Raw genomic sequence first — 12,744 nt, forward strand, 5'->3', positions numbered from 1 at the left:
CTCAGCCTCCCTGCGAGATCACGCGCCGCGCGGCCCGCCGCCACACCCATCGGGTGAACAGCCCCAGCGCGACGACCCAGGCGGCCTGGACAGCCAACTGGGCTCCTGCGTCGGACAGTTGGATCCGTCCGACGTAGATCGACAGCGGCACGCTCAGGGTTGCCTGGAACGGCAGGAAGCCGCTGAGCGTGATGAACCAGTCCGGGAAGAACCACAGAGGCGCGTACACCCCGGACAGCAGGTTCTGCGCGAAGATCAGGATCAGCATCGCGGAGTTGTTGCGGAGGATGAAGAAGCACAGCTGGTCCAGCATGAGCATCACGTAGTACAGAACCCACTGGCCGAGCACCAGACTGACCACGAACACCCCTGCCACGGCAGCCGACTTGGGCGGCTCCACCACTCCGGCCGCGAGACAGACCACGAATCCGCCCAGCGCCCAGGCGAAGCCGTACAGTTGCTCGCCGAGGGCGCGCAGGGCGTAGTACCGCTGGGGCGGCAGCGGACGCAGGTACCAGTACACGATCGTGCCGAAGTGCATGTGCTGGATCACGGTGTCCCGGCCCGTGTACTGGTCCAACTCCCGTAGCCGGGACGCCAGTACGGCCAGCACGGCGTACGAGACGGCCTGGTTCTCGTCGATTCCGGCGGTGGTGCCGGTGTGCGAGTACAGGCCGTGCCACAGCGAGGCCACCAGCACGACCTGCACGGCCAGTCGGACGAAGACGGCCGTCATCCGGGGCGGGGCGTGCAGCTCACCGAGCGGGGTGACGCGGGCCGTGCGCCAGGCGTTCAGGACGGCCATGTCAGGCCGCCCCTTCCGCCGCGGGCTCCGCGGCGTGGACGTACGCGGCCCGCATCACGTCCTCTAGGTCGGCCTCGTCGATGGCGATGCCCGTCACCTCGTAGCGCTCGATGACTGCCTTCAACGCCTGGTGCACGCTGGGCGCGTCGGCTCCGTCGGGGCCGAAGACGACCTGCGGTCCGTCGTGCAGCAGCACCGCGATGCCCGGCAGCGCCACGACGTCCGTGTGCGCGTCGGCGAGGGTCGCACGGACCTGCCAGGTCGAGCCGAACTTGCGGCGGATCTCGTCGAGGGAGCCGTCGAGGACGAGTCGGCCGTGGTTGATGAGGACCACGCGCTCGGCGAGCCGCTCGACCTCGGTCATGTCGTGCGTGGTGAGCAGGACCGTACGGCCGCGCTCCTCGACCTGGTACCGGAGGAACTCCCGCACCTGCTCCTTGACCACCACGTCCATACCGATGGTCGGCTCGTCGAGGAACACCACCTGCGGATCGTGCAGCAGGGCCGCCGCGAGGTCGGAGCGCACCCGCTGGCCGAGAGAGAGATGGCGGACCCGGGTGTCCCAGAAGGACGACAGGTCGAGGAGGTCGTCGAACTCCTTGAGGCGGGCCGCGTGTTCGGCCTTGGGTACCTCGTAGATGTCCCGCAGGATCGCGAACGACTCGCGCACCGGCAGGTCCCACCACAGCTGGGTGCGCTGCCCGAACACCGCCCCGATGTTACGGGCGTTGCGTTCGCGCTCCTCGTACGGAACCACGCCCGCGACCCGGGCCTCGCCCGAGGTGGGCGTGAGGATGCCGGTGAGGACCTTGATGGTGGTGGACTTGCCGGCGCCGTTCGGGCCGAGCAGAGCGAGGAGTTCACCCGCGGCCACGTCGAAGGTGATGTCGGAGACGGCGTGCTTGGCGACCCGCTCGGGATTGACCAGGGAGCGGACAGCCCCGGTGAAGCCCGGTCGGCGGACGGTCGTGTGGAAGGTGCGGGAGAGCCCGCGGACCTCGATGCTTCCGCTCAAGGTGTGAACTCCCTTGCTCTCAAATGCTCTCAAAACGAGTTGCGGCCGGTCGACTGGAAGGCCGACCGGCCGCGGGCACCTCACCACTCTCGCAGAATGTCGATCAATCGGTCCATGGATTAATTGACCAGCGAATTGGACTAATCGATCACCGAGAACACGAACGAGAACTCCGTCGCCTCGGCCCGCAGGAAGTACTGCGGCAGCGGGCCCGGGCCGCAGGACTGCGAGCCGATGCCGTGCTGGCCGTGGTCGAGGTTGACCCAGACCGTGTCACCGGGCGTGAGGTCGGTGCGGTGCTCGGCCGCGTCCAGCTGCTCGTTCGTCCAGCGGCGCGCGCTGAACGAGAACTCCGGGTCGCCCTCGATCCGCAGTCCGCCGAGCTCCGCCCAGCGGACGTCGGGGCGGGCGCCGTTCTCCTGCGGGCGGACGTACGGCGTCTGCAGCTCGTCCACGGTGGAGTGCCAAAGGCCCAGCTTGGAAGCCGACTTGGTGTCCGGGTATCCCTCGCCGGGTCCGCCGCCGAACCACTTCACCGCGTCCGCCCGAGCCAGCCCGAGCCGCACGCCGAGCCTCGGCAGCGGCAAGGTCCAGTCGCCCTCAGGCCCCACCGACACGGTCAGCTTCAACCGTGTGCCGTCGGAGGTCCACCGGTACACCGTGGTGAGGCCCACCTCCCAGGCGGCGGGCGCCACCCGGGTCCGTACCGTCAGCGAATCGTCACCCAACTCGACGGCATCCAGGCGGTGTTGCATGCGGTGCAGGCCGAGCTTGCGCCACAGCTGGCCGTAGCGGGTGTCCGTCTGCCACTCCGCGCCGTCGTCGTTGTCGGTGACCGCCCGCCACACGTCCAGGCGGAGGCCGGTCACGTCCAGGCCGCCGATGGTCTTCAGTGCGCCCGTGCGGGCGTCGAAGGAGGCAGGCCCGAGATGGATGAGCTTCTCGCTCGCGGACGGGGCGTCGCTCGCCGCGACCGAGGACACCACCCGTTCGCTGACCGGGAGTTGGGCCCAGGCCACCTCGTGGTCCTTCGCCCCCCACGCGGTCTCCTCGGCCAGCTGCGCACGCACCGTCCACTGCGTCTCACCGCCCCGGCCGTCCGCGGGCGGCTGCGGCAGCTTGACCTCGGCCGATTCGCCGGGGGCGAGGGCGGGCACGGACAGCGCGCCGGCCTCGACCGTCTCGCCGTCCACCTGGTACGACCATTCGAAGGCGAGCGCGGACAGGTCGGCGAAGTCGTACGCGTTGGTCACCCGTACGGTCCCCTCCGAACCGTCGCCCTCGATCCGGACCGGCTCGATGACCTTCTTGTACTCGACGAGCCCGGGGGAGGGTGTCCGGTCCGGGAAGATCAGGCCGTCGCAGACGAAGTTCCCGTCGTGCAGTTCCTCGCCGAAGTCGCCGCCGTACGCGAAGCCGAACCGCTCGTCCTTGATGCCGTGGTCGATCCACTCCCAGATGAAGCCGCCCTGGAGCCGCTCGTACGACTCGAAGATCCGCTGGTAGTCGGCGAGCCCGCCGGGGCCGTTGCCCATGGCGTGCCCGTACTCGCAGAGGATGAAGGGGAGTTGGCGTCGTTTGTGGGTGCCGCCGTCCAGGCCCTGGCCGATCTGCTCGACCTCGCCGTGGAAGGCGTACATCCGCGAGTACATGTCCGTGTCGCGGCAGTCGATGTCGCCCTCGTAGTGCACGAGCCGGGATCCGTCCCGGCCGTGGATCCACTCGGCCATGGCGGTCAGACCGCGTCCGGTGCCGGCCTCGTTGCCCAGCGACCAGATGACGACCGACGGGTGGTTCTTGTCGCGCTCGACCATACGGGCAGCGCGGTCCAGGAGGGCCGGGGTCCAGCGGTCGTCGTCGACGGGGTTGTCGCGCCAGGCCTGCTCGGTGAAACCGTGCGTCTCCAGGTCGCACTCGTCGATCACCCACAGGCCGTACTCGTCGCACAGGTCCAGGAAGGCCGGGTGCGGCGGGTAGTGGGAGGTGCGGACGGCGTTGAGGTTGTGCCGCTTCATCAGCAGCACGTCCTGCCGCATGGTCTCCAGGTCGAGGGCGCGGCCCTTCTCCGGGTGCCACTCGTGCCGGTTGACGCCCTTGAAGAGGATCGGCTTCCCGTTGACCTTGATGAGACCGTCTTCGAGGACGACCGTACGGAAGCCGATGCGCAGGGGGACGCGCTCGCCCTCGGTGACCAGCACACCGTCGTACAGATGCGGGGTCTCGGCGGTCCACGGCCGCACTGGGACCGTCACCGTGTCCCCGGTGGCGACATCGATGTCCAGCGCGGGCACGGACACCCGCCCGTCGACATCGGAGTCGACGCGCAGGGTGCCGACGCCCTCGACATGGTCGTAGGAGGCATGCACGAAGAAGTCGAGGGCGCTGCCCGCCGGGCGGTGCAGCAGTGTCACGTCACGGAAGATGCCGGGCAGCCACCACTGGTCCTGGTCCTCCAGATACGAGCCCGCCGACCACTGGTGGACACGGACGGCCAGGACGTTGCCGCTCGGCTTGAGGAGATGGCCGACCGCGAACTCGTGCGGCAGGCGCGAGCCCTTGAACTCGCCGATGTCCGTGCCGTTCAGCCAGACGCGGGCGCAGGACTCGACGCCGTCGAAACGTAGGACCACCCCGCCGTCCGACGGCCAGTCGGACGGCAGGTCGAAGACGCGCAGGTGGTCGCCGGTCGGGTTCTCCGTCGGGACACGCGGCGGGTCCACTGGGAAGGGGTAGAGGTGGTTGGTGTAGATGGGTGAACCGTGTCCTTGGAGGACCCAGTGCCCGGGGACCGCGACCTCGGCCCAGTCCCCGGCGTCATAGCCCTCCTCGGCGAAGGAGTCGTCCTCGGCATCGGCTGTCGCCGACAGCCGGAAGCGCCAACTGCCGTTGAGAGACGTGGACTTGGCGTCCGAGGACGCGTACCAGGAGCGGGGTGGCAGGGCCCCGCTCCCGGGGGAGACGTCCTCGACGTAGTCGGTGGGGGAGGTGGTGCGGAAAGACATCGGTCTCCAGGTCGTGGGAAGAAGGCTTCAGCCCTTGATGCCGGTCTGCGCGACGCCCTGCACCAGCCAGCGCTGGAGGAACAGGAACACGAACACCAGGGGCAGGATGGAAATGGCGGTGGCCATGAAGATCAGATGGAAGTTCACGGTCTGGTTGGTCATGTACGAGGAGAGCGCGACCTGGACTGTCCACGCCTCCTGGTCCTGGCCGATGACCAGGGGCCACAGGAAGGCGTTCCAGCCGCTGATGAAGGTGATCGTGGCGATCGCGGCGAAGAAGTTCGCCGAGTTGGGTACGACGATGCGCCAGTACGCGCCCCAGTAGCTGAGCCCGTCCACACGCGCCGCCTCCTCCAGCTCCTTCGGGAACCCCAAGAAGTACTGCCGGAACAGGAAGCAGGTGAAACCACTGAAGAGCCCCGGAACCACGAGTCCCTGAAGACTGGACACCCAGCCGAGGGACGAGACGAGCACGAAGCTCGGTACGAACGTCACGGCGGTCGGGACCATCAGGGTGACCAGGACGAAGTAGAAGATCTTGTTGGCGTGCCGGTACGGGATGCGGGCCAGGCCGTACCCGGCCAGCGAGCAGACCAGCAGGGTGCCGAGGGTGTGCAGGACGCCGACGACCGCCGAGTTCCACAGGGACTGCGCGAACGGCACGGTCGGGTCGTCGAACAGCTCGGTGAAGTTGCCCCACTGGATGTCGGTGGGGAACCACTTCCAGTTCTCGCCGGTGATCTCGGCGTCCGTGGACAGGGCGTTGCGGACGATCAGATAGAAGGGGATCAGGAACAGCAGGGCGCAGACGCTGGTGGCGATATAGAGGCCGGCGCTGCTCATGACGCCGCCGCGCCGCTTCTTCACGATGCGGGTGCGGTGCGTTTCTGGTGCGGTGGTGGTCACTTGGACTCCTCCCCCCTTCCGAAGCCCATGAACCTGCCCTGGACGAGCGTCACGACACAGATCAGCAGGGTCAGGATCATGGCTCCGGCGCTGCCCGCGCCGTAGTCCTGGCTCTCGCCGAGCGCCGTGTAGTACAGCTCGACCAGCGGGGGACGGCCCCACGTCGTCTTGGCCAGCAGGTTGAAGAACTCGTCGAAGGCCTGGTAGGCGGCAACGAGGAGCAGCAGGATCACCGCGGTCGACGTGGCACGCAGCTGCGGGAGCGTGATGAACCGGAAGGTCTGCCAGCCCGGCTTCGCGCCGTCGATCGCGGCGGCCTCGTACAGCTCCGGCGGGATGTTCTGCAGCGCCGCCAGGAACAGGATCATGTAGAAACCGGCCTGCAGCCACAGGCGTACGGTGACGATGACCAGCCAGTACCAGGGCGGGTCTGGGTTGGCGAGCCAGGCGATGTTCTCGACGCCGAACCAGCCGATCACGGTGTTCGCCAGACCGAAGCGGACACCGCTGAAGATGGACATCTTCCAGATCAGCGAGGCGGCGACGAAGCTGACCGCGGTCGGCAGGAAGAACACCGACCGGAAGAACGCCCGCATGAACCGCAGCCGGTTCACCAGCAGCGCCAGGCCCAGCGAGAACGCCCAGGTGACCGGCACGATGAACGCGGCGAAGACGGTGAAGGTGACGAGCGAGTCGGTGAACTTCTCGTTCGTCAGCATGTACGAGTAGTTGTCGAAGCCGATGAACTTGTCCGGGGTGACCGTGTAGCGGGCCTCGAAGAACGAGAGGTAAGCGCTCCAGCCGATCGGGATGTAGACGAAGACGGCGAGCCCGATCAGGAACGGGCCGGTGAAGAGCCAGAAGTTGAGGGTGCGGCCACGCACCCCGCGCCGCCGCTTGACCTTGGGGGTCTCGGCGGCGGCGGGGGTCTTGGCGACACCGCTCGTGGTGGTGGTCGACATGTCGTGTTCTTTCCGCCGGCCTATCCGAACAGCTTCTTGAGCTCGCGGTTGACGGTCTTGTCGGCCTTGTCGAGCGCGGCCTCCGGGTCTCCGCCCTTGCGGACGGAGTCGGCGATGACGCCCTCAAGGGCGACGATCATGGCCTGCGTCCAGGCCGGGTTGTCGAAGTGACCGAACTCGTTGAAGAGCTTGACGCCCTCGGCGGCCAGACCCGACTTGAGCTTGGTGGCGGACTCGGCGAGCGAGGTGCGCGGCGGGATGTGGAAGCCGTAGCTGAGCGCCCAGTCCTCCTGGTACTCCTTCTGGTCGATCCAGAGCCACTTCACGTACTCCTTCGCCTCGTCGAGGTGCTTCGACTTGGCGTTCACGAACATCGACCAGCCGCCGTTGGTCACCGCGGCCTTGCCGCCGTCCCCGGAGCTCGGGAAGGGGATGATGCCGACATCGTCGCCGAGCGCCTTCTCGATCACCGGCATCGCCCACATGCCGCACCATTGGATGGCGACCAGGCCCTGGGTGAAGGCGGACGGGTCCCACCAGTCGGCGGGGGCGTCGAGGAGCAGGTGGCCGTCCTTGAACATCGTGCGGAGCTTGCTCAGGCCCTCGGCGACCGCGTCCGTGTGGTAGGCGATCGCGTTCTTGTCGGTCAGGGTGTCGGCGCCGGTCGACCAGATCAGCGGGCTCATGACCGGGGTGACGGTGTTGCCGAGGAAGACGCCCTTGACCTTGTCCGTGGTGAGCTTCGCGGCGGCCTCGACCAGCTCGTCCAGCGTGGTGGGCGGCTCGACGCCCGCGTCCTCCAGCATCGACTTGCGGTAGTAGAAGAACTGCGGGTCGTCGATCATGCGGACGCCCCATATCTTCCCGTCGATGGTGTGCGAGGCGATGTCGGCCTGGTTGAAGTCGTCCTTGACCGGGTTGATGAGGTCGCTCAGGTCGGCCACCTGGCCGCTCTCCACGAGCTGGATCTGCGGGTGGAACTCGAAGACGTCCGGAGCGTTGTCGGTGAGCAGCGCCGAGAACAGCTTGCTCTCGAAGTTGGAGCCGGTGATCCACTGAGTGGTCACGTTGGCCTTGTCGTACGCGGCGGCGTACTTCTTGATGGCCTGCTCGGTGCCGGCCTCGCCGTACGCGTGGAAGTACTGCATCAGGGCGGTGCCCGAACCCCCGCCGCTACGCCCCGTGTTACCCCCGCACGCGGCCAGCGGCCCCAGCGCGGCGAGGCCCGCGGCGGCTCGCAGTACGGATCGACGGTCCCAGTTGCTGCTGCTCATTGCCGACATGTTGACGTCCTTGTCTGTCGAGTGCGGCTTGCGACTTGCGGCTCCACGGCACGACGGCCGATGGCTCGAAATGGTGTTGCGGTGCGGGACGTTAACCTTCGGCTAAGGCTTCGGCAAGGGGTTGGACGAAGTCTGTTCGAAGCGTTGTGTCCGGTTCGGAATGACGAACGACCGGGTGGTGCAGGGTGGTTGAAGCTGCTGCCGTTGAAGTGTGTTCAAACGTGTTTTGGTGGGCAGGGGCGAGCGCCGGTGGTCTTGGTCCTGCCGCACGCGTCGACCGTGGGGTCGGCCCTTCGCGAGAAGGGAATGGATTTTCTTTCCTCGAACGCGTGACCTTTGAGGGTGGGCTTCGTTAGGTGCGGTGACGGGATCTTCGGGGTGGGTGCAGGCAGGGGGTGACGGGGTGGGCGGGCTGAGGTCACTGGCCAGGCCGTTCGTCGCGGTCGGCCCGAGTGGTGTGGCGGTCCGTACCCGGCTCAAGCACCTGACGCCGGAGGATGAGAAGGTCCTGGAGCTGGTGGGTGCGCATCTCGGCGCGCTCGCCTCGAAGGACCTCAGGACCCGTTGCAGGGACGGCCTGGAACACTCCGCGGACACCTGGGCGGCACGTAAGAGGGAGCTGACGGCGGTGTCGTCGTCGCGGTGGGCGGGCAGCATCACCAAGGCCACACACGATCAGTGGGCGCTCGCCCGCCGCAGCCAGTCCGCCCACATCCAGAGCCTGGAAGCGGGCATCCAGACCATCGCGCACCGGCTGTCTCTGCCCGTGGGCGAGAAGGGCTCGAAGAAGGCGCCGGGCGGCTACTCTTCCCGTCGGGAATGGCACGCCAAGGCCCGCCGCCTGCGCGTCCTCGAAGACCGGCTGGCCGCCGAACAAGCGGACCGTGACGCCGGGGTCGTACGCGTGACGCGAGGTGGCAAGCGCCTGGCCCGCACCCGCCACCACCTGGATGCCGCGCAGCTCACCGAGGCCGAGTGGCGACAACGTTGGGAGGCTGAACGCCGCTTCCTCCGGGCGGACGGCGAGTCCGGGAAGCGGTACGGCAACGAGACGATCCGGGTCAGCCCGGAGGGCGAGGTGAGCATCAAGCTGCCCGCCCCGCTGGCCGACTTGGCGAACGCGAAGCACGGCCGGTATGTGCTCGCCTGCCGCGTCGCGTTCCCGCACCGGGGGCCGGAGTGGGCCGACCGGGTGGAAGCCAACCGGGCCGTCGCGTACGGCATCCGCCTGGATGTGGCGCGTGGCCGCTGGTATCTCACCGCGTCCTGGCAGTACCCGACGACGCCGACGATCCTGCTGGATGTGGCCCTGGCCGGGGGTGTGATCGGCGTGGACACCAACGCTGATCACCTCGCCGCCTGGCGTCTGGATGTGCACGGCAACCCGACCGGTCAGCCGCGCCGCTTCTTCTACGACCTGTCCGGCACCGCCGAACACCGGGACGCCCAGGTGAGGCACGCCCTGTCCCGGCTGCTGCATTGGGCCAGGACCTGCGGCGTGAAGGCGATTGCCGTCGAGGACCTGGACTTCGGTGCGGAGAAGACCCGGGAGAAGCACGGCCGCAAAAAGCGCTTCCGGCAGCTGATCTCGGGCATGCCCACCGGCAAGCTCCGCGCGCGGCTGACCTCGATGGCTGACCAGACTGGTATCGCGATCGTCGCCGTGGACCCGGCCTACACCAGCCGCTGGGGCGCCCAGCACTGGCAGAAACCGCTCAACTCCACAAACAGGAAAACCACTCGCCACGACGCGGCAGCCGTGGCGATCGGCAGGCGCGCCCAGGGGCACCCGATCCGGCGACGGACGGCACCGCCCCCTGCACACCGGAGTGATGTGCAGGGGCATCGGACCGTCCAGGCCCGACCGGAAGTCCTTGGGCGTGAGGGAACCCGCCCCCGCATCCCCGGACCACGGACACGATCCGTCGGCGCCGGACGCGGAGCGAACGCGGGGGACCAGTGTGCCCAAGACCGTTCGGGGCACGCGGCTGAGCATGAACAACTCATGCTCACTCTTTAGGAACGGTGGTGAGGCACGTGCATCCCTTCCGTCGTCATGAAGGTGGTGCGGTACGACTCCTTGCGGGGGTGGTGCGTTTTACGGCAGTCCTCTGGCCGACTGACTGGAGCGCCCCTTCGAGCGCGAACGTCGCCGCGCCCAGGCACACCGGGTCGGTGGGGATCGGGGAGAGGACGATCTCGGTGGCGGCCATCGGGCGCGGCAGCGCGTGCCGGGCGACGGCCTCGCGCACTTCGGCGACCAGGGGTTCGCCGAGGGCGGCCGCGACCCAGCTGCTGAGCACGACCACTTCGGGGTTGAACAGGTTGACCAGGTCGGCGATGCCGGCGCCGAGATAGCGGACCGTGTCGCGGAGCACCTTGAGGGCGACCGGGTCGTGTGCCCGCAGTCCCCGGGCCAGCGCGGCGATCGTGGCCGTCTGGTCCTCCGGGTGGAGCAGCACGCTGTCGGCGCTCAACTCCCGCAGGGTCAGCATGATTCCGGACGCGCCGACGTACGCCTCCACGCAGCCGTGCTTGCCGCAGCGGCACAGCCTTCCGTCCAGGACGATCGTGGTGTGGCCCCACTCGCCGGCGCTGTTGCTGACGCCCCGGTGCAGCCCGCCGCCCAGGACGAGCCCGGCGCCCACCCCGGTCCCGAGGTTGACCACCACAGCGTCCCCGCGCCCGCGCGCGGCCCCGAACCACAGCTCGGCGACCGCGCTCGCGCGCAGCGGGTTGTCCAAGTACAGGGGATACGCGATGTGTTCGGTGAGCAGGTCGAGCAACGGCACCTCGTGCCAGTCCCAGTTGGGCGCGTACTCCGAGACGCCGGTCGCCCGGTCCACCTGGCCCGGCACGCTCACGCCGACGCCGAGCACCCGGGCGCCCTCGATGCCGGCCTGCGCGACCACCGAGCCGACGGCGGCGGCGACATGGCCGACCACCTGCTCCGGGAGGCTCTCGCCTGGGCGCATGTTCTCCTCGGCGCGGCCCAGCATGTTCAGCGCGAGGTCGAACAGCTCGACATGGACGTACGTCTCCGCGATGTCGACGCCGATCAGCGCGCCCCCCGAGACGTTGACGGCGACGAGACCCCGCGGGCGGCCACCCGCGGAGTCCTCGAAGCCGACCTCCGTGATCATGCGGAGGTCGAGCAGTTCACCGACGAGCGTGGCGACCGTGGCCAGGCTGAGCCCGGTGGCGGCGGCCAACTCCTGCCGGGACGTGGGCGACTGGGCGATGATCTGGCGCAGCACCTCGTAGCGGTTCGCGGTGCGGATGTCGCGCGATGTGCGCTTCACCGGAGATGCCACCATCCGTTCGACCCCCCATCGCCTCAAGCCATGCCGGGGTCTCCACGACGGCACCGGCGCGGCGCAAGGCTATGGGCTGCGGGGGACATTCGACAAGGGGTTAGGAAAGGGGCTTTATAAAGTCCCGCGGAGATCAGTCGGAGATCAGCCGACCAGGATGTCACGCACGAAGGCATTGGCGAATTTGCCCTCCGGGTCGAGCGACCGCGCCAGTGCGGAGAAGTCTCCCAGCCGCGGATAACGGCCGCGCAGCACCCCCGCCCCTGCCGTGAAGACCTTCCCCCAGTGCGGCCGGGGATCGAACGCGTCCAGCGCCTCCTCGACCCGCCGCACCACCGGCACCACCAGCTCCGTGTCCTCGACCCAGGTGAAATGCAGCGCCACGGTGTCCCGCCCGTAGGACGGACTCAGCCACTGCGCGTCGGCGGCCACCGTCCGCACCTCGCAGGTCTGGAGCACGGGCGCGATCGTCGTACGGATCGCGTCCAGCGCGTGCAGCGCGTCCAGGGCATGCTGCCTTGGCAGCAGGTACTCCGACTGGAGTTCGGCCCCGCTGCTCGGCGTGAACTCCGCCTTGAAATGCGGCAGTCGCTCGTGCCACGGCCCCGGAACGCCGAACTGCTCCGTGCAGTTGACCGCCGGCATGCCCGGCACCGGGTGCATCGCCTCGGTCGCGGGCGCCGCCCACGGGAAGTCGGGCAGCGGCTGATCGGTGCGCCGCTTGAGCCACACCTGCCGAAAGCCCGGCTCCCGCCAGTCGGTGAACAGACTCACGCTGTACGCCGACGCCGCCACCGTCTCGAAGTCAAGCCCCGTGAGCGGGAGTTCGGTGAAGACGTGCTGCTCGACCGCGAAGTCCGGCTCCAGGTCCAGGGTGAGCGCGGTGACGACACCGAGCGCGCCGAGTGAGGTCACGGCACCGTCGAAACGCGCGTCACCCCGCCCGATCGACACCGAGGAGCCGTCCGCCGTGACCAGCTCCACCTCGCGTACCGGCGCGGCGAGCGAGCCGTTGCCGACCCCCGAGCCATGCGTGCCGGTCGCCACCGAGCCGGCCACCGAAATGTGCGGCAGGGAGGCCATGTTGGGCAGCGCCAGCCCGTGCGTGTGGACCACGCGGGCCAGCTCCGCGTAACGGACGCCGCCCGACACCCGTACCGTCCGGGCGATGGTGTCCACGTCGATCACCGGCTCCAGCGCGGCGATCGACAGCAGTACGCCGTCGGCGCCCGGCTCGGCGATCTCGTTGAAGGAGTGCCCGCTGCCCAGCACACGTACGTTCGTGCTGTCGGCCACGAGGGACCCGAGCGCGTCCAGTGACCGCGGCCGGTGCAACTCCTTGGCCGTGTACGTGATGTTGCCGGCCCAGTTGGTGACCGCGTCCGTCATCCCTGCCGTCCCTCCGTCGTCCCGGTCGTCCGGCCGGGAAGAGTGCGTTTCCATTGACCCTCTCATTC

The 12,744-nt window shown here is 68.6% G+C and carries 9 protein-coding genes; 1 reads left to right on the forward strand and 8 read right to left on the reverse strand.

The features are described from left to right. Window position 1: 1 nt before the first annotated feature. From AC5DRG_RS41050 to AC5DRG_RS41075, 6 genes are all read right to left on the reverse strand, one after another. Window positions 2–805, reverse strand: coding sequence for an ABC-2 family transporter protein (locus AC5DRG_RS41050; RefSeq protein WP_491804935.1), 804 nt, complete (start codon window positions 803–805; stop codon window positions 2–4). 1 nt (window position 806) lies between these two features. Further along, entirely contained in the window at window positions 807–1,820 is a 1,014-nt protein-coding gene (locus AC5DRG_RS41055) for an ABC transporter ATP-binding protein (RefSeq protein WP_491804936.1), read from the reverse strand. 140 nt (window positions 1,821–1,960) lie between these two features. Next, window positions 1,961–4,822 (reverse strand): glycoside hydrolase family 2 TIM barrel-domain containing protein, encoded by a 2,862-nt coding sequence (locus tag AC5DRG_RS41060; RefSeq protein WP_491804937.1) that lies wholly within the window; start codon window positions 4,820–4,822, stop codon window positions 1,961–1,963. Between the two features lie 27 nt (window positions 4,823–4,849). Next, window positions 4,850–5,728, reverse strand: coding sequence for a carbohydrate ABC transporter permease (locus AC5DRG_RS41065; RefSeq protein ID WP_491804938.1), 879 nt, complete (start codon window positions 5,726–5,728; stop codon window positions 4,850–4,852). Then, entirely contained in the window at window positions 5,725–6,690 is a 966-nt protein-coding gene (locus tag AC5DRG_RS41070; RefSeq protein WP_491804939.1) for a carbohydrate ABC transporter permease, read from the reverse strand. The genes AC5DRG_RS41065 and AC5DRG_RS41070 overlap by 4 nt, the downstream gene beginning before the upstream one ends. A 20-nt stretch (window positions 6,691–6,710) precedes the next feature. Beyond that, window positions 6,711–7,973: an ABC transporter substrate-binding protein gene (locus AC5DRG_RS41075; RefSeq protein WP_491804940.1), complete on the reverse strand. Its 1,263-nt coding sequence runs from the start codon at window positions 7,971–7,973 to the stop codon at window positions 6,711–6,713. Between the two features lie 403 nt (window positions 7,974–8,376). Here AC5DRG_RS41075 and AC5DRG_RS41080 point away from each other — a divergent pair, with 403 nt between their 5' ends. Continuing rightward, the gene (locus AC5DRG_RS41080; protein ID WP_491813290.1) at window positions 8,377–9,993 is read left to right on the forward strand and encodes an IS200/IS605 family accessory protein TnpB-related protein; all 1,617 of its coding nucleotides are present in this window, start codon (window positions 8,377–8,379) and stop codon (window positions 9,991–9,993) included. A gap of 34 nt (window positions 9,994–10,027) precedes the next feature. On the opposite strand, the gene AC5DRG_RS41085 is transcribed toward AC5DRG_RS41080, so the two are convergent. Then, the gene (locus AC5DRG_RS41085) at window positions 10,028–11,290 is read right to left on the reverse strand and encodes an ROK family transcriptional regulator (protein ID WP_491804941.1); all 1,263 of its coding nucleotides are present in this window, start codon (window positions 11,288–11,290) and stop codon (window positions 10,028–10,030) included. Between the two features lie 141 nt (window positions 11,291–11,431). Next, on the reverse strand, window positions 11,432–12,676 hold the full coding sequence (locus tag AC5DRG_RS41090) for a D-arabinono-1,4-lactone oxidase (RefSeq protein WP_491813291.1): 1,245 nt from the start codon (window positions 12,674–12,676) through the stop codon (window positions 11,432–11,434). Window positions 12,677–12,744 lie beyond the last annotated feature (68 nt).

This window comes from Streptomyces sp. JLBG701 (assembly GCF_058544905.1).

Coding starts and splice junctions, on each gene's coding strand:
- AC5DRG_RS41060 (WP_491804937.1), bottom strand. CDS start 4,822: ATGTCTTTCCGCACCACCTCCCCCACCGACTACGTCGAGGACGTCTCC.
- AC5DRG_RS41050 (WP_491804935.1), bottom strand. CDS start 805: ATGGCCGTCCTGAACGCCTGGCGCACGGCCCGCGTCACCCCGCTCGGT.
- AC5DRG_RS41070 (WP_491804939.1), bottom strand. CDS start 6,690: ATGTCGACCACCACCACGAGCGGTGTCGCCAAGACCCCCGCCGCCGCC.
- AC5DRG_RS41090 (WP_491813291.1), bottom strand. CDS start 12,676: ATGACGGACGCGGTCACCAACTGGGCCGGCAACATCACGTACACGGCC.
- AC5DRG_RS41085 (WP_491804941.1), bottom strand. CDS start 11,290: ATGGTGGCATCTCCGGTGAAGCGCACATCGCGCGACATCCGCACCGCG.
- AC5DRG_RS41075 (WP_491804940.1), bottom strand. CDS start 7,973: ATGTCGGCAATGAGCAGCAGCAACTGGGACCGTCGATCCGTACTGCGA.